Source organism: Candidatus Symbiopectobacterium sp. NZEC135, assembly GCF_025962695.1.
In genome coordinates this window covers 1-18417 of record NZ_JAGFPF010000073.1, presented here as the reverse complement: position 1 = coordinate 18417, position 18417 = coordinate 1, and the positions used below count along the sequence as shown (strand labels likewise).

General features: G+C 53.2%; 16 protein-coding genes and 1 pseudogene. 15 read left to right on the top strand and 2 right to left on the bottom strand.

The features are described 5' to 3' along the window. The 8 genes and pseudogenes from J5224_RS21455 to emrB all read left to right on the top strand — a co-directional run. Window positions 1-462: ABC transporter permease subunit (locus tag J5224_RS21455; protein WP_264627285.1), on the top strand; the 462-nt coding region annotated here is incomplete at its 5' end. A 29-nt stretch (window positions 463-491) separates the two neighbouring features. Then, window positions 492-1493 (top strand): glycine betaine/L-proline ABC transporter substrate-binding protein ProX, encoded by a 1002-nt coding sequence (gene proX / locus J5224_RS21450; protein ID WP_264627284.1) that lies wholly within the window; start codon window positions 492-494, stop codon window positions 1491-1493. Between the two features lie 46 nt (window positions 1494-1539). Beyond that, window positions 1540-2126: pseudogene (locus J5224_RS21445) on the top strand (MFS transporter); the annotation flags it as partial. Between the two features lie 96 nt (window positions 2127-2222). Beyond that, window positions 2223-2981: an AzlC family ABC transporter permease gene (locus J5224_RS21440; protein ID WP_264627283.1), complete on the top strand. Its 759-nt coding sequence runs from the start codon at window positions 2223-2225 to the stop codon at window positions 2979-2981. Beyond that, window positions 2978-3322 (top strand): L-valine transporter subunit YgaH, encoded by a 345-nt coding sequence (gene ygaH / locus J5224_RS21435; protein WP_264627282.1) that lies wholly within the window; start codon window positions 2978-2980, stop codon window positions 3320-3322. The genes J5224_RS21440 and ygaH overlap by 4 nt, the downstream gene beginning before the upstream one ends. Window positions 3323-3483: 161 nt before the next feature. After that, window positions 3484-4071 carry a transcriptional repressor MprA gene (mprA, locus tag J5224_RS21430; RefSeq protein ID WP_264627281.1) on the top strand — a complete coding sequence of 196 codons (588 nt, stop codon included), beginning with the start codon at window positions 3484-3486 and terminating at the stop codon, window positions 4069-4071. Window positions 4072-4367: 296 nt separating this feature from the next. After that, window positions 4368-5543, top strand: coding sequence for a multidrug efflux MFS transporter periplasmic adaptor subunit EmrA (gene emrA, locus J5224_RS21425; RefSeq protein WP_264627280.1), 1176 nt, complete (start codon window positions 4368-4370; stop codon window positions 5541-5543). Between the two features lie 17 nt (window positions 5544-5560). After that, a complete protein-coding gene (gene emrB / locus J5224_RS21420; RefSeq protein WP_413544711.1) occupies window positions 5561-7096 on the top strand; it encodes a multidrug efflux MFS transporter permease subunit EmrB in 1536 nt (511 codons plus the stop codon). Window positions 7097-7198: 102 nt separating this feature from the next. On the opposite strand, the gene J5224_RS21415 is transcribed toward emrB, so the two are convergent. Beyond that, window positions 7199-8593, bottom strand: coding sequence for a tRNA/rRNA methyltransferase (locus J5224_RS21415; RefSeq protein WP_264627278.1), 1395 nt, complete (start codon window positions 8591-8593; stop codon window positions 7199-7201). A gap of 301 nt (window positions 8594-8894) precedes the next feature. Between J5224_RS21415 and trxC the strand changes: the two genes are divergently transcribed. From trxC to kduI, 7 genes are all read left to right on the top strand, one after another. Next, window positions 8895-9314 carry a thioredoxin TrxC gene (gene trxC / locus J5224_RS21410; protein ID WP_264627277.1) on the top strand — a complete coding sequence of 140 codons (420 nt, stop codon included), beginning with the start codon at window positions 8895-8897 and terminating at the stop codon, window positions 9312-9314. Window positions 9315-9399: 85 nt separating this feature from the next. Beyond that, on the top strand, window positions 9400-10098 hold the full coding sequence (locus J5224_RS21405) for a tRNA-uridine aminocarboxypropyltransferase (protein ID WP_264627276.1): 699 nt from the start codon (window positions 9400-9402) through the stop codon (window positions 10096-10098). 50 nt (window positions 10099-10148) lie between these two features. After that, a complete protein-coding gene (locus tag J5224_RS21400; protein WP_264627275.1) occupies window positions 10149-12812 on the top strand; it encodes a bifunctional acetate--CoA ligase family protein/GNAT family N-acetyltransferase in 2664 nt (887 codons plus the stop codon). A gap of 152 nt (window positions 12813-12964) precedes the next feature. Beyond that, the gene (pssA, locus tag J5224_RS21395; protein WP_264627274.1) at window positions 12965-14320 is read left to right on the top strand and encodes a CDP-diacylglycerol--serine O-phosphatidyltransferase; all 1356 of its coding nucleotides are present in this window, start codon (window positions 12965-12967) and stop codon (window positions 14318-14320) included. Between the two features lie 253 nt (window positions 14321-14573). Next, window positions 14574-15356 carry an IclR family transcriptional regulator gene (locus J5224_RS21390; RefSeq protein WP_264627273.1) on the top strand — a complete coding sequence of 261 codons (783 nt, stop codon included), beginning with the start codon at window positions 14574-14576 and terminating at the stop codon, window positions 15354-15356. Window positions 15357-15798: 442 nt separating this feature from the next. Further along, entirely contained in the window at window positions 15799-16755 is a 957-nt protein-coding gene (gene kdgT / locus J5224_RS21385; protein WP_264627272.1) for a 2-keto-3-deoxygluconate transporter, read from the top strand. Between the two features lie 11 nt (window positions 16756-16766). Next, window positions 16767-17603 carry a 5-dehydro-4-deoxy-D-glucuronate isomerase gene (kduI, locus tag J5224_RS21380; RefSeq protein WP_264627271.1) on the top strand — a complete coding sequence of 279 codons (837 nt, stop codon included), beginning with the start codon at window positions 16767-16769 and terminating at the stop codon, window positions 17601-17603. Between the two features lie 586 nt (window positions 17604-18189). Here kduI and J5224_RS21375 read toward each other — a convergent pair. After that, on the bottom strand, window positions 18190-18417 hold a 228-nt coding region (locus J5224_RS21375; protein WP_264627270.1), incomplete at its 5' end, for a hypothetical protein.

Below are 18417 nucleotides of genomic sequence, written 5' to 3'. Positions count from 1 at the left end.
CTGTTTGGCATCGGGAATGTGCCCGGCGTGGTGGTCACCATTATCTTTGCGCTGCCGCCGATTGTGCGTTTGACCATCCTCGGTATCCGGCAGGTGCCTGCCGATCTGGTCGAAGCCGCGGAGTCCTTTGGCGCCAGTCCGCGCCAGATGCTGTTCAAAGTACAGTTGCCGTTGGCAATGCCCACCATCATGGCGGGTGTTAACCAGACGCTGATGCTCGCGCTCTCCATGGTGGTGATTGCTTCGATGATCGCCGTAGGCGGATTGGGGCAAATGGTGCTGCGCGGTATCGGGCGTCTGGATATGGGGCTGGCTGCCGTGGGCGGCGTCGGGATCGTTATTCTTGCCATCATTTTGGATCGATTGACCCAGTCTCTGGGGCGTGACCGCCGTAGCCGTGGTAATCAATCCTGGTATCGCACCGGTCCGTTGGGGCTGATTTTACGCCCGTTCACGCGTTAATCACACTACAACATACAGAGGGATAAACCATGATACACAAAACCGGATTCGGGGCTGTTGCCCTGATTGCCGCGCTGACAGGCTCGCCGCTCTATGCTGCCGATCAGCCGGGCAAAGGTATCAGTGTTCAGCCCGTGCAGAGCACGATTTCGGAAGAAACCTTCCAGACGCTGCTGGTCAGCCGCGCGCTGGAAAAATTGGGCTACGACGTGCAACCCATTCGAGAAGTGGATTACAACGTTGCCTATATGTCCATCGCCTCCGGCGATGCTACCTTCACCGCCGTCAACTGGGATCCGCTTCAGGCAGACATGTACAAAGCGGCGGGTGGTGATGCCAAATTTTACCGCGACGGGGTTTACGTTGGCGGCGCAGCGCAGGGCTATCTGATCGACAAAAAGACAGCGGAAAAGTACCAGATAACCAACGTTGAGCAATTTAAAGACCCTGAGATCGCCAAGCTGTTTGATACCAACGGTGACGGCAAAGCGGACCTGATCGGCTGTGCGCCGGGCTGGGGTTGTGAAGCCGCCATCAACCATCACCTTCAGGCTTACGGATTGAGCAATACGGTCGAGCACAATCAGGGTAACTACGCCGCAATGATCGCAGATGCCATTACCCGCTATAAGGAAGGTAAGCCTATCTTCTATTACACCTGGACACCATACTGGGTCAGCGATGTGCTGGTACCGGGGCGCGACGTTGTCTGGTTACAGGTGCCTTTCTCTTCTCAACCGGGAGAAATGAAAGGCTCCAGCACCAAGCTGGCTAACGGCAATGACTACGGCTTCCCTGTGAATAATATTCGCATCGCCGCGAACAAAGCGTGGGCCGAGAAAAATCCGGCGGCGGCCAAGCTGTTTGCCATCATGAAGCTGCCATTGGCCGACATCAACGCGCAAAACATGCGGATGCGCAGCGGAGAGAGCAGCCAGAAAGATATCGAACGCCATGTGGATGGCTGGATCAAGGCACATCAGGCACAGTTTGATGGTTGGATAAAAACTGCCGCTGACGCGGCCAGATAACTGAATAGCGTCACGCTGTTATTCACTTACAGGCCCACTTGGGCCTGTTTCTTATAGCGCGCTGCCACGTTTACCGCCCAACCATAACCTGCAATACGAGCAATTGATCGTCTCCATTTCCCGGCTGTTTGCCACTACGCCCGTGCTGCGCGTGCGCGCACTGCTTGGCTGTCTCTCTTTCGCTAATTTCAGCATTCTTTGGACCTCGATGGCATTTCTGCTATCAGCACCGCCTTATCACTATTCAGAAGGGATTATCGGGCTGTTTGGTTTAGTCGGGACGGCTGGTCGATAACATTAACCACTACGGTGGGTCTGGTGCTGCTGTCCTGGGGCAGGATCGCTATGGGTATTACGGCGCGGCTACCGCGGATTGTTGGCATTGTGGTGCTCGACCTTGCCATACAGGGGTTGCACGTCACTAGTCAAAGCGTGATCTATCAGATGATGCCAGAAGCGCGTAATCGGCTCACCGCCGGGTACATAGCCAGCTATTTTATTGGCGGCGCGGTGGGCTCTTTTCAGTCTGCAGCCACCTATCAGGCTGCGGGCTGGACAGGCGTTTGCTATGCGGGTGCCGCAGTAAGCCTGCTGACGCTACTTATTTGGATTCCCGGCCGAAAACACGGCTGACAAGGCCGTTGATGAGGATGTGTCACATTTCTGGCACATCTGCTGTTTTATCGGTAGGGTATTGACCACCCATTCTATTAAACGACACGTTAGCCAATGATAAGCCACCAGCAGGAGAAGCAGATTGAACACGCTTCTGCGCACGCCACCTTTGCCGAAGGGGTGATCAGTAGCCTGCCGATTGTGATCGGTTATCTTCCCGTCGCCTTCGCTTTTGGCCTGAACGCGGTCAAACTCGGGTATTCGCCGTGGGAAGCGGTCTTTATGTCCTGCGTTATCTACGCCGGGGCCAGCCAGTTTGTCATTACCGCCCTGCTCAGTGCCGGGATGTCTATTTGGGTGGCGGCATTTACCGTCATGGCGATGGATGTGCGCCATGTGCTGTATGGTCCGGCGCTGCGGCACCGCATCTTGCAGCGCCTGCCTACACGCAAGACTCCGCTGTGGGCGTTTGGGCTGACCGATGAGGTCTTCGCCGCCGCGACAGCACGGCTGGCACAAAACAATCGCCGCTGGAGTGAAAACTGGATGCTGGGTGTCGCTGCCGCCTCCTGGATTTCCTGGGCCTGCGGAACAGCAATCGGCGCGTTATTCGGTAACGGGCCGCTGAAAGCGTATCCCGCCGTCGAAGCGGCGCTCACCTTCATGTTGCCTGCGTTGTTCCTCAGTTTCCTGCTGGCTTCTTTTAAAAAACGGCAAAGTGGGGTCGTGGTGTGCGCGCTGGGTGGTGCCCTGCTGGGGTTACTGCTGTTCTCCATTCCGGCCGCGATTTTAGTCGGTATCGGCAGCGGCTGCGCCGCCGCGCTGTTTCTTACGCCCCCCCTCGCGGTCAAACAGGAGGAGAGCCGATCATGAGTACTCAAATTTTACTCATTGGTATGCTGGTTGGCGCGGTGAATTTTTTGTTCCGCTACCTGCCGCTGCGTCTGGGCACCAGCCGCGCTTCCGGCTCACTCAAGCGCGGCCAAGTGGGCGCGGTACTCGACAGCATTGGCATCGCGTCTATCTGCGCTCTGCTGATCGTTTCCAGCGTCCCGGAGATTCAGCAGCATACTAACAAGTTGTTGCCTACGCTCATCGGTTGCCTGACGCTCACGCTCTGCTTTTACCGGACACGCAGCATTGTCATATCCACATTGTTGGGTGCGTTTTGTTACGGTATTGCTTTTAAATACCTTTCATTGGGAATTATTTAATATCATTGTGTTAGCAGCACGTTATTAGTGGTTCACGTTACCTTACACAAGGTCACTTACGTTCTGTCACAAAGTCGACAACACAATGCGATTAAATATCGTTTACCCGATTAGTAACTTTAGTTATTATACTGTTAGTGATTAATGAGGTTCACATAAAAATGGATAGCCCATCTGTACACAAGCGCGGGATCACTGAAAGTGACGCGCGTGACAAAAAGCCTGAGTTCGATAAAAACAGTTCTTTCTCGCCCATCGAACAAATGATCAATCTGCGCGCATCGCGCAATCCAGAGTTTCCTCAACAGGAAATCTTGCTAGTGCGCCTGTGCATGCATATGCAGAACAAGATTCTGGAGCACCGCAACAAGATTTTGCGGGAACAGGGCATCAACGAAACGTTGTTTATGGCACTGATTACGCTGGAATCTCAGGAATCACGTAGCATTCAGCCATCAGAATTGAGCGCCGCACTGGGCTCTTCGCGCACCAATGCCACGCGCATTGCCGATGAGTTAGAAAAACGCGGTTGGATCGAACGCCGTGAAAGCGATAGCGATCGTCGTTGCTTACACTTGCATATGACAGATGAAGGCAAAGCGTTTCTCGATCGTCTGTTGCCACCGCAGCACCAGAGTCTGCATTTTCTCTGGTCAGCATTGGAAAAAGATGAGCAGAAGCAGTTGGAAGTGCTGATGCGTAAATTGCTGGTGCGGCTGGACGAAATGGACAAGATCGATAATCCCTGATCGCGTCAGACCGATAATAACAATACTGTCTTACCTTAAATACATCTTCACGCGCGCTGGCGTATTTGCCAGATGCCTGATGTTTTTGAATCAATACCCGTTCGTATCATGACCGTTTATTAAACGGACCACGTTCCGCTGCCTCACGGCAGCCGGAGCGATAAGCTGTATCAAGGGTAAAGGCTGCGTTGACCGATTCTCTGCCTCGCAGCGATGTGTAAGAATCGGCCATCGTTATCCGCCGCATTCCGATAAAAAATAACGAAAAAATGACATTTGAAGCAGAGGAAAACACCATGAGTTCAAGCGTGGAAAACCCAACGCCGCAGGCTCCTACGAAGAATAAAAAATACCAACGCAAACGGGTACTTACCCTGTTGACCATGCTGTTTTTACTGGTTGGCTGCATCTGGTTTGTCTACTGGTATCAGGTGCTCAGGCACCATCAGGAAACTGACGATGCTTATGTGGCAGGCAATCAGGTGCAATTAATGTCCCAGGTGAGCGGCAGCGTCACCCGCGTTAACGTGGACAACACCGATTTCGTCAAGCAGGGGGCGGTTCTGGTCGAACTGGATTCGACCGATGCGCAACTGGCTTTTGAACGAGCGCAGACGGCGTTGGCTAACAGCGTGCGCCAAACGCACCAGTTGATGATCAACAGCAAACAATATCAGGCCAATATCGATCTGTATCAAACGGAACTCAATAAAGCCACGGGCGACCTTGCGCGCCGTGAAGCCCTGGGTAACGTGAATGCCATTGGCCGTGAAGATGTGCAGCACGCTCGCGATGCCGTCGCCAGCGCCCGTGCCTCACTGGAAGTGGCCAAGCAGCAATATCAGGCCAATCGAGCGATGATCCTTGATACGCCACTTGAGCAGCAGCCCGGTGTGCAACAAGCCGCGACCGATCTGCGTGATGCCTGGTTGGCACTGCAAAGAACCCGTATTGTGAGCCCGGTGGATGGCTATATTTCTCGCCGCAGCGTACAGGTCGGTGCGCGTATCACCCCCGCATCGGCGCTGATGGCCGTGGTGCCCGCCCACCATTTATGGGTGGATGCCAACTTTAAAGAAACGCAGCTTGCCAATATGCGTATCGGCCAACCCGTGACAGTGGTCAGTGATATCTACGGTGACGATGTGGTGTACCAGGGCAAGGTGGTTGGCCTTGATATGGGAACCGGCAGCGCGTTCTCTCTGTTACCTGCGCAAAATGCCACCGGTAACTGGATCAAGGTTGTGCAGCGTTTGCCCGTACGTATTGAGCTGGATGCGCAGCAATTGGCTGAGCATCCGTTGCGTATTGGCCTTTCCACACTGGTGAAAGTCGATACTGCTAATGTAGACGGAAAAGTGCTTTCCGATGCACCGCGCAGCGCTCCGGCATATCAAAGTGATGCGTTGACGCTGGATCTGGCCCCGGTCAATACCCTGATCGACACCATTATTCGAGCTAATGCGGAATAACCTCGCAGGAGATGAGCGTGCAGAGAAAACCGCTTGAAGGCTCGGCCCTGGCCTGGATGACCGTCGCGCTGTCATTGGCGACCTTTATGCAGGTGCTGGATTCGACCATCGCTAACGTGGCTATCCCCACGATTGCCGGTAACCTGGGAGCCTCAAACTCCCAGGGCACTTGGGTTATCACGTCATTCGGGGTAGCCAATGCGATTTCCATTCCGATTACCGGTTGGCTCGCCAAACGCATCGGAGAGGTGCGCTTGTTCTTGTGGTCAACAGGACTGTTCGCCTTCACGTCATGGCTGTGCGGCGTCTCCACCAGCCTGGAAATGCTGATTTTCGCCCGTGTGCTTCAGGGGATTGTGGCCGGTCCGTTGATTCCGCTGTCGCAAAGCTTGTTACTGAGCAACTATCCGCCCGCCCGACGCAGCATTGCACTGGCGCTCTGGTCAATGACGGTGGTAGTGGCCCCCATTTGTGGCCCGATCCTCGGCGGCTGGATCAGTGATAATTATCACTGGGGCTGGATCTTCTTTATCAACGTGCCGTTAGGCATTTTGGTGGTGGTCATCGCGATGCAAACCCTGAAGGGGCGCGAAACCAAAACCGAAATTCGACCGATTGACACCATCGGTCTGGCGCTGTTGATTATCGGTATCGGCAGCCTGCAAATGATGCTGGACCGCGGTAAAGAGCTGGACTGGTTCAGTTCCAACGAGATAATCATTTTGACGGTGGTGGCGGTGGTCGCCATTGCCTTCCTGATTGTCTGGGAGCTGACCGATGACCATCCGGTGGTGGATTTGTCGCTGTTTAAGTCGCGCAACTTCACCATTGGCTGCTTGTGTATCAGCCTGGCCTATATGTTTTATTTCGGCTCCATCGTGCTGTTGCCGCAGCTATTGCAAACGGTCTATGGCTATACCGCAACCTGGGCAGGGTTTGCCTCAGCCCCCGTCGGCCTGATGCCCGTGCTGCTCTCCCCCATCATTGGGCGCTTTGCACCGCGTTTAGATATGCGCAAGCTGGTGACGTTCAGCTTCATCATGTATGCCGTGTGCTTTTATTGGCGTGCCTATACCTTTGAACCGGGGATGGATTTCGGTGCTTCGGCCTGGCCGCAATTTGTGCAAGGGTTCGCCGTGGCCTGCTTCTTTATGCCACTCACCACCATTACGCTTTCCGGGTTACCCCCAGAGCGACTGGCGGCGGCCTCGAGCCTGTCGAACTTTGCGCGGACACTGGCTGGCTCCATCGGTACCTCGATCACGACGACACTGTGGACACAGCGCGAATCACTGCACCACGCGCATCTCACCGAATCGGTGACGCCTTACAACCCCATAGCGCAGGGATCCTATCAGCAGTTGATGGAGATGGGGATGAGTGAGAAGCAGGCTTCCGCCTATATTGCCCAGCAGATCACCAATCAAGGGTTGATCATTTCGGCCAATGAAATCTTTTGGGCAGCAGCAGCAGTCTTTCTGGTGCTGCTGATATTGGTGTGGTTTGCGCGACCACCGTTTACTACCGGGGGCGGCGGCGGCGGCGCTCACTGATACCACAAGTATCCGCTTTTTGGTTTTGAATGATGGACACATAAATAAGGCTGCGAGTGATTAACATCGCAGCCTTATGAAGGAGATATAGCGTAGCTATTCTCAGTTATTCTGCCGCCACCATTCCGCCAGCAAAATGCCCGTTGCAACCGAGATATTCAGGCTTTCCACTTTACCCGTACCACCGATAGACAGCGGTAAATCCCCCTGCTGCCAGGTGCTGTCCGTCAGGCCATCACCCTCATGCCCCACCACCAATACCACTTTTTTCGGCAATGCGGTTTGTGCCAGCGGTTGTCCTTTGTGGCTGGAGGTGGTCGCGATGGTATAACCCGCCGCGCGGAACGCATCCAGCGCCGAAGGGAAACTATCGGTTTGAATGGCATTCACATGCTCTGCGCCGCCTTCTGCCGTGCGCACTGCCGCACCAGATTCCAGCAACGACGGATCGTGAATCAGCACCCCTTCAACACCAAAGTGCGCGCAGGAGCGCACGATACCGCCCAGATTATGCGGGTTACCCACATTTTCCAGCGCCAGCACGCAATCCGTTTCCTTCGTCTGTGCCTGTGCCAGATAGTCATTCACATCAGAACCCTGGCGTTTTTTGATCAGGAAGCACACGCCGCCGTGGTGATCGGTGCCAGACGCCTTGGTGAGTTCTTCATCATCCACCACATGGTAGGCTTTACGGTTCGCCGCCATCCAGCGTAACGCTTCACGGAAACGCGGCGTCACTTCTTGCAGGAACCAGGCGCGCACAATGGCGTCCGGACGGTTGGTAAACAGCGCCTGACAGGCATTTTCACCATAAACCCGCGTCTCTTCCTGACGCTGACGGCGAATCTGTTCGGGATCGATACTGCTCTTACCCACAATCCCGCCGTGGTCTGGCGTCTCGTCGGCATCCGGCGCGCGCGACACGGTTTTCCACGGTGAATCGCTGCCGCGACCGTAATCTGCGCGATCGTCGCGCCCTGCGTTATCATTATTGCGATGCGGATTTTCACGCACATAGCGCGGGTTCATGTCGCGCGGATCGCGTGGCTTAGTACGGCCATCGTTATCACGGTTATCGCGATTATCACGCGGCTTGCCGCGCCCGTCTTTGTCCCGGTTGTCACGAGATGCATAGGGCCCTTTGCTGCGTCCGTCTTTGTCCCGGTTGTCGCGAGACTCATAGGGCCCTTTGCTGCGCCCGTCTTTATCCCGGTTGTCTCGAGACTCATAGGGCCCTTTACTGCGCCCCTCTTTGTCCCGGTTGTCGCGAGACTCGTAGGGCCCTTTGCTGCGCCCCTCTTTGTCCCGGTTGTCGCGAGACTCGTAGGGCCCTTTGCTGCGCCCGTCTTTGTCCCGGTTGTCGCGCCGCCCGGTTTTTTCGTTATCATTACGGCGATCGCGCGCGCCGTCTCCGGTACGCGAATTTTTCTTTTCGTCCTCATTACGGACGTACATCACGCGGACCTTTCCGCTCTTACTACCCGCTGAATCGCTCATTATTTTCTCCACCAACGCGCTGGCGCGAAGATTACCTGATGTACACCCGCGACGCTACCGACTTCGGGCATAAAAGCGGAGTTTCCGTGACACCGCGGCAAACGATGACACCGAAACCTGAATCATAACGGTGATGGCTATTGTAATCATTGAAGAAACCACGTTGTTTCCCCTGTAAGCCATCACCATAATACGTTTACACTTATATAACATGCTGTGGTTTTTCACCCTGCCCTTTGGTTATGGCACAGCGTTGACCACAGCACCTCTATTTTAGCCGCTTTATGATTTGAGGTCGCCTATGAACACGGTATGCGAATCCTGCCACTCCACGAACCGTTTGCCTGAAGAACGCCTTCACGACAGCCCAACCTGTGGCCGCTGTGGCAGCGAGCTGTTTTCCGGTGAGGTAATCAATGCCACCAGCGCCACATTCGACAAACTGTTGCAAGACGATTTGCCTGTGGTCGTCGACTTTTGGGCGCCCTGGTGTGGCCCCTGCGTCGCCTTTGCCCCGATCTTTACGGCGGTGGCGCAAGAGCGCGCGGGTAACATTCGCTTTATCAAGGTGAATACCGAAGCTGAGCCGGAATTAAGTGCTCGTTTTCGCATTCGCAGCATTCCGACGCTAATGGTGTTTAAACAGGGTAAACCGGTAGATATCATGAGCGGTGCGCTGCCGAAAACGCCGTTTGAAAACTGGTTAGATGAAACGGTTTGAGCGGTTGCGCCATCGAATAAAAACCGCACTGGGGCTTTCTGTCCTCCAGTGCGTCAAGTAGAATAGCGCTTTTTAGCGACTCCCTATGCGCGATAACGCTGTTCTTCGTTTGCGCCAGCACCGGCTGGAACGCTCCACCCGCCCTTTTCGGGCACGAGGTTGCCGTGTGGTACGTTGTCAACACTGCCTGCTGCCGGTGACCAACTGTCTGTGCGACACCATCACCCCGCATTCGGCACGCAGCCGTTTCTGTTTGATCATGTTCGATACCGAGCCGTTAAAGCCCAGCAATACCGGCCGCCTGATTGCTGATATTCTGCCTGACACTCAAGCCTTTCTCTGGTCACGCACGGAGCCCGATCCGGCGTTGTTGGCAGCGCTGCAAATCTCGGACTATCAGCCCTATCTGGTTTTTCTTGCGGATGAAGCCGAGCCGTCGCGTCAGGTATTGCACCGTTTACCGGATAACGCCAAGCCGCCACTGTTTGTGCTGCTGGATGGCACTTGGCCGGAAGCGCGCAAAATGTTCCGCAAAAGCCCTTATCTGGATACATTGCCGATTTTGTCGCTTGCGGTTGAATCACTCTCACGCTACCAACTGCGCGAAGCCAGTGGCGCAGGGCAACACTGCACGGCGGAAATTGCTGCCGCACTGCTGCAACAGGCAGGTGATACTGATGCCAGCCAGGGCCTGCTCAATCACTTCGACAGCTTTCGTCAACGTTATCTGGCCGGTAAAGCACATCGCCCTGTGCAGGAAAGTTCATCGACTGTCACAGCATAACGACATAAAAACCGCTATGATTCAGTTCTCTGTCCTGTCGGGAGCGAGCCATGAGTCAGCGCGGGTTAGAAGCGTTATTAAGACCAAAATCGATCGCCGTGCTGGGCGCGTCGGAGAAACCGGGGCGCGCCGGTTTTCTCATGATGCAAAACCTGCTGGGCGGTCACTTCTCCGGTCCAATCCTGCCCGTCACGCCCAAATACCGTGCCGTCTGCGGCGTACTGGCTTATCCCGATGTGGCAAGTTTGCCCATCACTCCCGATCTGGCGGTACTCTGTACCCATGCCAGTCGCAATTTACTGCTGCTAGACGCGTTGGGTCAGCGCGGTTGTAAAACCGTGATTATTCTCTCTTCGCCCCCGGCACAGGCGGAAGAACTCAAAGCCTGCGCCAGCCGCTATGCCATGCGTCTGTTGGGTCCGAACAGTCTGGGGATATTGGCACCCTGGCAAGGTTTCAACGCCAGTTTCTCTCCCGTGCCGATCGTCAAAGGCAAGCTGGCGTTCATTTCTCAGTCCGCTGCGGTTTCCAATACTATTCTCGATTGGGCGCAACAGCGGGGCATCGGTTTTTCCTACTTCATCGCGCTGGGTGACAGCCTGGATATCGATGTGGACGATGTCCTCGATTTTCTGGCGCGTGATGGTAAAACCAGCGCCATTTTATTGCATCTGGAACAGCTTAAGGATGCGCGGCGTTTCCTCTCCGCCGCGCGCAGCGCCGCCAGAAACAAGCCGATCCTGGTCATCAAGAGCGGTCGAACTCAGCTTGCTCAGCAGTTACTGCACGGGCATCAACTCGGGTTGGATGCCGCCTACGATGCGGCTATCCAGCGTGCCGGTCTGCTGCGGGTACGCGACACCCACGAGCTGTTCTCCGCGGTAGAAACGCTGAGTCACCTGAGGCCGCTGCGCGGTGAGCGCTTGCTGATTGTCAGCAATGGCGCATCGCCCGCCGCACAAGCGCTCGATCAGTTGCTTAGCCGACAAGGCAAACTGGCAACCTTGACGGAACCGACACAGCAGAAGCTGCGCGACATATTGCCCAAGGAAGTCCACATCGGAAACCCGCTCGATCTGCGCGACGACGCTACTGCTGCGCGCTATCTCAGCACACTTTCGGTGCTACTGGACAGCGATGACTACGACGCCCTGCTGATCATCCACGCGCCGAGCGCCGCTGCGCCCGGCACAGAAAGCGCACAACAGTTGATTGCCTGCTGTCAGGCACATCCGCGCGGCAAACGCATCACCTTACTCACCAACTGGTGCGGCGAATATTCCTCTCAAGAGGCTCGTCGTCTGTTCAATGAGGCGGGCATTCCCACTTACCGCACGCCTGAAGGGGCGGTCACAGCCTTTATGCATATCGTGGAATACCGGCGTAATCAGAAGCAACTGATGGAAACGCCTGCCCTGCCGCACGATCTCGGTATCAACGCCGCTCAGGCACATCAGTTGATTCATCAGGCGTTGACGGATGGGGTAACGCAGTTGGATACCCACGAAGTTCAGCCGATTTTGCACGCCTACGGGCTGCACACGTTGCCGACCTGGATTGCCAGCGACAGCGCAGAAGCGGTGCATATTGCCGAACAGATTGGTTATCCGGTCGCCATCAAGTTGCGTTCGCCGGATATCCCGCACAAATCCGAAGTACAGGGAGTGATGCTTTACCTGCGTACTGCCCATGAAGTTCAGCAAGCCGCCGATGCGATTATCGATCGTGTCAAACGCGCCTATCCGCAGGCGCGTATTCACGGGCTGTTAGTGCAAGGCATGGCGAATCGTGCTGGCGCGCAAGAGTTGCGTATCGCGGTGGAACAGGATCCTATCTTCGGTCCGCTGATTCTCTTGGGCGATGGCAGCGTGGAATGGAACAAAGATTCGCAGGCGGCGGTGGCCTTGCCGCCGCTCAATATGACACTGGCGCGCTACCTGATAATGCAGGCGCTGAAAAGCGGCAAAATACGCGGACGCAGCGCCCTGCATCCATTGGATATCGCTGGGCTCAGCCGGTTGCTGGTGCAGGTTTCCAACCTGATTCTGGACTGTCCGGAAGTGCATCGCCTCGATATTCATCCGCTGCTGGCATCGGGCAGTGAATTTACCCTGTTGGATGTCACACTCCATCTCGCGCCTTTTTCTGGCGATCCACAGTCCCGGTTGGCCATCCGCCCTTATCCCCAAGAGCTGGAAGAACAGGTGCAGCTTAATAATCAGGAGTCTTGCCTGTTTCGCCCCATTCTGCCGGAGGACGAACCGCTGCTGGAACACTTTATCGGCAACGTCACCAAAGAAGATCTCTACTACCGTTATTTCAGTGAAATCAACGAATTCAACCATGAAGATTTGGCGTACATGACACAGATCGACTACGATCGGGAAATGGCTTTTGTGGCAGTACGACAGACGGCGTTCGGTGATGAAATCATTGGCGTGACGCGCGCCATTTCCGATCCCGATAATATTGCCGCTGAATTTGCGGTGCTGGTGCGTTCGGACTGTAAAGGGATGGGGCTTGGCAAGCGTCTGCTCGGCAAGTTGATTGATTACACCCGTCGCCACGGTTTAAAACAATTGAACGGCATCACCATGCCGCATAACCAGGGCATGGTCGCCTTGGCAAAGAAACTCGGTTTCACGGTAGACGTGCAATTGGATGAAGGGATTGTCACGCTGGTGCTGCCGTTGAACACACAAGATGTTGCGTGACAGAGCGTTTATTTTGGCGGTCAATCTGGTAATGAACGGTAAAACTTACTCACTACGCCCGAAAAGTAGTGGTATCATCGCCCGATTCGGCATTCCCCTGACATCATTAATGACGGCCTTGCGCCGACTAATAAGAGAAGAAACGCACTGTGATGTTGTCTACATTTAAACGCAATAAATACCAACAACACCTTGCACAACTGCCCAAAATCCCTCAAGCAGCGGACGGCATTCAGACGTTACACTCCCCTGAACAGTTCCGCACCGCGCTGATTAACCTGATCCAACAGGCCAAGACGCGAGTCTATCTGGTCGCACTCTATCTGGAGCAGGATGACGGCGGACAGGGCATACTCTCTGCGCTCTACAACGCCAAGCGCAGCAATCCCGATCTCGACGTGCGTGTGTTGGTCGATTGGCACCGTGCACAGCGCGGGCGCATTGGTGACAAATCAGCGAGTACCAATGCGGATTGGTACTGCGATATGGCAGAAAAACACGCTGACGTGAAGTTTCCCATTTATGGCGTTCCGGTCAATACGCGCGAAGCACTCGGCGTCTTGCACCTGAAGGGCTTCATTGCTGATGACTGCGTGCTGTATAGCGGTGCCAGCCTGAACGATGTCTATCTGCATCAGCATGATAAGTATCGCTACGACCGCTATCAGCTTATCCATAATGCGACGCTGGCCGATACCATGTCTGGCTACATCACTGCGTTGCTAAACGATCCGGCGGTGCAACGTCTGGACAGCCGTTCACGGCCCAAAAATCTGGAAATCAAAGCGGATATTCGTCAATTTCGCCAAACGCTGCGCACTCTGGCCTACAACACGCCCGGCGGTGAAGGCGTAAATGGGGAACTGACGGTCACGCCGTTAGTCGGGTTGGGTAAACAAAGCCCGCTCAATAACACCATCCATCACTTGATGTTTTGTACCGAGCATCGGCTGGTCATGTGCACGCCCTATTTCAACCTGCCTGCACTGCTGATCAAAAACGTGGTGCGCCTGCTCAAAGAGGGCAAACAGGTAGAGATCATCATCGGTGACAAAACGGCTAACGATTTCTTTATTCCCGAAGATCAACCGTTCAAGATCATCGGTGCGTTGCCCTACCTGTATGAGATCAATCTGCGCCGGTTCGTCAGCCGCTTGCAGCGTTACATCGACAATCAGCAGTTAACCGTACGATTGTGGAAGGATGGGGATAACAGCTTCCATCTCAAAGGGCTGTGGTCCGACGATACCTGGCAGTTACTGACAGGCAATAACCTCAATCCTCGCGCATGGCGTTTGGATTTGGAAAACGCCATCCTGATCCACGATCCTGAAAAAGTACTGCTGGAACAGCGGTTGCAAGAGTTGGAGCAGATTCGCGCATACACCACGCCGCTCCAGAGCTATACCGATTTGCAAGGTATCGCGCAATACCCGGTGAAAGTGCGTAAATTGATACGCCGCTTGCGCCGTATCAGGATCGACAGATTGATCAGTCGGATCCTGTAATCCCACGCAGTGAAACCCCGTTCGCGGGGTTTTTTATTCTCTGTGCAGGCACGCTCCCTGCTTATCACGCCCTTCTCCGCGCCCTATTGTCATAAAACTGCCTTTTCCGTTTTCCTAATGAAACTACGTTCCATTTATATTAAAATAATCAACACGACAGCGCTCGTTTTGTGATCTGCATCTAGGTAAATAAAATACCCTTCCGTTATTATTGTTCTATATAAAAAACCACTGTTTCACATATAAAACCATTATGAACATCTTCCAACAACTTGAGCATAGCAAAGCACCAGCGGCAGTCCGTCTCGTGATGATAGTTGACTATATTGCCAATCGTGATGAAGCCAGCTTTACCGAGATCTGTACCGATCTGTCTATACCGAAAAGTAGCGTACATCATCTGCTTGAAGTATTGACGGTATCACAACTGTTACGCCAGCGTGCTGATGGGCGTTATGTATTAGGTTTGCGTTTATTCGAGTTAGGTGGCCTGGCAATTAAGAATATCGACCTACGCAAAGATGCCATTGGCTTTATGCATACATTGGTGAAAGAGACTGAGTTAACCTGCCACCTCGGTATTCTCGAGGGGGATAACGGTTTTTTCCTGAGTAAAGTTGAATCGCCTAAGGCCATTGTAAAAACATCCTGGGAAGGCAAGAAAATTGTATTTAACCGCATGTCTCTGGGAAAAGTACTATTGGCCTGGCTACCACAGGAAAGAATAGAAACCCTGATTTCTGATTGTACTTTTAAACGTTTTACGCCACGCACTATTACCAATAAAGATGATTTTCTGGAACACCTGAAACTCGTCAAAGAACAAGGCTGGGCGATCGACGACGGTGAAGATATTGAGGAAATCTGCTGTATGGCAGCACCGATTTTTAATCAGGATGGCAAGGTTATCGCCGCTATCGGCGTCAACGGTATGCAGTCACAGTACGCCAATGGCAAGAAAGAGAAACACCTGGCAAGCCTGATTAAAACCAGTAAAGCGATCTCCGATCATATTAACAGTCATCGCACTGAATAACGCCAATATACACACTCGAATATTACATTGTTAATTAAGAGGTTAATGATTAGAGCATCAATAAAACAATTTTTATTTTACACTGATAAATTATCTTTAATTGCTTACTACTGAAAGGTTCGTCATTCACCGGAATCCGGTAATGAATGTCATCAATCATGGTAGCGATAGGTAATGGTTAAAATATCTGTAATGTCTTTAACAACATTACGGAAAGGCAGCTTATAATTAAAAAAACGTCTAGAAACCAAAAAAAATAAGGCAATACTAAACATTTAATTATCGATTTTTAATGGGGATAACTATCTTCAACATTATGTGAATGAGGGTAATAACACCCAGGGCCTTGCGCGCCCCTGATTTTTAAATTTCATACCTATCACCTATCTGCTTTTATTAAAAGTGGCGGGACACATTTTTATTTTTATAGATGAGGCTTTTCATGAAAATTAAACAAGCTATTGATAAAATCCCTGGGGGATTAATGCTGGTTCCGCTCTTTTTGGGCGCACTCTGTAATACTTTTACGCCCGGGGCAGGGAAGTATTTAGGCTCTTTCAGTAACGGGCTGATCACCGGCACCATTCCTATTCTGGCAGTGTGGTTCTTCTGTATGGGGGCATCCATTGAGCTTAAGGCAACGGGCACCATGCTGAAAAAATCTGGCGTGTTGGTTGTCACCAAAATTGCTACCGCATGGGTCGTGGCAATGATTGCGGGCACCTTCTTGCCGGGCGATGGAATCCAAAACGGCTTGCTTGCAGGTATTTCTGTCCTCGCACTGGTCGCGGCAATGGATATGACCAATGGGGGTCTGTATGCCGCCCTGATGAATCAGTACGGTTCTAAAGAAGAAGCCGGTGCTTTCGTGTTGATGTCTTTGGAATCCGGTCCGCTGATGACCATGGTTATCCTTGGTGCCAGCGGTATTGCGACCTTTGAACCACAACTGTTTGTCGGTGCTGTGCTGCCTTTCCTGATTGGCTTTACACTGGGCAACCTGGATCCTGACCTGAGAAAACTGTTTGGTAACTCTGTCCAAACCCTGATCCCTTTCTTCGCCTTCGCTCTGGGTAACACCATCAACCTGGCCGTTATTCTTAAAACAGGTTTTGCCGGTATTTTCCTGGGCGTGCTGGTGATCGTGGTGACGGGTATCCCGTTGATCCTGGCTGACAAATTTATCGGTGGCGGTAACGGTACCGCCGGTGTAGCGGCATCCAGTAGTGCCGGTGCCGCAGTTGCCACCCCGCTTTTGATCGCCAACATGGCTCCGGAATTTGCCCCAGTAGCTCAACAAGCCACGGCGCTGGTTGCCACCAGTGTTATAGTGACTTCAGTACTCGTGCCCATCATTACGGCCTTGTGGGCAAAACGATTTTCACCTAAAAACGCATAAAAGGTAACCGTATGGACGTACGACAAAGTGTACACAGCGAACATGCTAAAACGCTCGATACTACCGAGCTGAGAAAGAAATTTCTCATTGAGCAGATTTTTACGCCAAACCAATACACCATGGTGTACAGCCACATTGACCGCATTGTTGTGGGTGGGATTATGCCGATTGACGGCGAGATCACCTTTGATGACGGTATTGGTAAGCAATTTGGTGTGAACTATTTTCTCGAACGCCGCGAGTTAGGCCTGATCAATATCGGTGGCCCGGCAAACATCGTGATTGATGGCAAAAGCTACGCGGTAGGCAACGAAGAAGCACTCTACGTAGGTAAAGGTGCGAAAGCGCTGGCATTCAGCAGCGTAGACAAGGCTAAACCGGCAAAACTGTATTACAACAGTGCGCCAGCGCATGCCACGTTCCCGACGCGTGTGATTACGCAAGAGGATGCGGTTAAAGCCCCGCTGGGCGATATCGCGACCTGTAACAAACGTACTATTTGCAAATATCTGGTGCCGGAAGTGGTGGAAACCTGTCAGTTGAGCATGGGGTTGACACGTTTGGCAGAAGGCAGCAACTGGAACTCAATGCCGACCCATACCCATGAACGCAGAATGGAAGTTTACTTCTATTTTGACATGGCAGATGACACCATTATTTTCCATATGATGGGCGAGCCACATGAAACACGTCACCTGGTGATGCACAACGAGCAGGCGGTAATCTCTCCGAGCTGGTCGATTCACACCGGCGTTGGCACCAAAAATTATGCCTTTATCTGGGGCATGATCGGTGAAAACCTGACGTTTGACGATATGGACCATATTGCGATGAAAGATCTGCGCTAATCTGCGCTATACAACTCGCACCGGTTCCACTCACGGCCACAGTACCAATACTGTGGCCGTTTTTGTATCTGCTATCCGGCAAGCTTTTTCGCTGGCATGTACTGCACTGTCGAAGGGCGGGCCTTCCAGGCTTAGGTGCTGAGCCCCCAGAAATAACGACGTAAAGCGACATGGTTTTAATTGTTTGACGTTATATCGCGTAAAAGATAACGCTGAGAGGAACGAGACCACAGGGTGAGCGGCAGGACGCCGCGAAAGTCAGCGCCGCGTCTGACAAAAATGCCGGGAGCATTTTTGAACGCTGCCAGCAGCGGCCCCGCAGGGGCGAGTCTCATGGATGAGACGAGTTTTCCGCGTCGCTGGCGGCCCGTCAGTGGACTCGAGCCCCGAAGGCACCGCAAAGCGGCGTTATTTCCCGCGAAAAAGCCAGGGGCCACGGGGTGATGGCGTTTGAACACCCCGTGTCGGGCGCGTGAGATGCACCGAGCAAATAGCTGCGTGAGTTAACGCGCACGAAACATTCGCAGTACCAACAAAAAGACTTGCCCATAAATTTATGGGGATTCTTCAGTACATAGACGAGGAGTTACTTGTTCTTTTTGCCTGAGATCCCCGGATTACGCCGATGATTACAGCATGTAGGACCGAAGATGACGAAATAAAGGGCTGGGAATAACGACACATATTTCTCGCATAGCAAAAAGGGCTGTCCTTTCGGACAGCCCCCTTGCTTAATTAAAACCTGGCAGTTCCCTACTCTCACATGGGGAAGCCCCACACTACCATCGGCGCTACGGCGTTTCACTTCTGAGTT

Excerpts from the sequence above, each read along its gene's own strand:
- emrA (WP_264627280.1), top strand. The coding sequence starts at position 4,368 with ATGAGTTCAAGCGTGGAAAACCCAACGCCGCAGGCTCCTACGAAGAAT.
- trxC (WP_264627277.1), top strand. The coding sequence starts at position 8,895 with ATGAACACGGTATGCGAATCCTGCCACTCCACGAACCGTTTGCCTGAA.
- J5224_RS21390 (WP_264627273.1), top strand. The coding sequence starts at position 14,574 with ATGAACATCTTCCAACAACTTGAGCATAGCAAAGCACCAGCGGCAGTC.
- kdgT (WP_264627272.1), top strand. The coding sequence starts at position 15,799 with ATGAAAATTAAACAAGCTATTGATAAAATCCCTGGGGGATTAATGCTG.
- kduI (WP_264627271.1), top strand. The coding sequence starts at position 16,767 with ATGGACGTACGACAAAGTGTACACAGCGAACATGCTAAAACGCTCGAT.
- J5224_RS21415 (WP_264627278.1), bottom strand. The coding sequence starts at position 8,593 with ATGAGCGATTCAGCGGGTAGTAAGAGCGGAAAGGTCCGCGTGATGTAC.
- mprA (WP_264627281.1), top strand. The coding sequence starts at position 3,484 with ATGGATAGCCCATCTGTACACAAGCGCGGGATCACTGAAAGTGACGCG.
- proX (WP_264627284.1), top strand. The coding sequence starts at position 492 with ATGATACACAAAACCGGATTCGGGGCTGTTGCCCTGATTGCCGCGCTG.
- J5224_RS21405 (WP_264627276.1), top strand. The coding sequence starts at position 9,400 with ATGCGCGATAACGCTGTTCTTCGTTTGCGCCAGCACCGGCTGGAACGC.
- J5224_RS21440 (WP_264627283.1), top strand. The coding sequence starts at position 2,223 with ATGATAAGCCACCAGCAGGAGAAGCAGATTGAACACGCTTCTGCGCAC.
- J5224_RS21400 (WP_264627275.1), top strand. The coding sequence starts at position 10,149 with ATGAGTCAGCGCGGGTTAGAAGCGTTATTAAGACCAAAATCGATCGCC.
- pssA (WP_264627274.1), top strand. The coding sequence starts at position 12,965 with ATGTTGTCTACATTTAAACGCAATAAATACCAACAACACCTTGCACAA.
- ygaH (WP_264627282.1), top strand. The coding sequence starts at position 2,978 with ATGAGTACTCAAATTTTACTCATTGGTATGCTGGTTGGCGCGGTGAAT.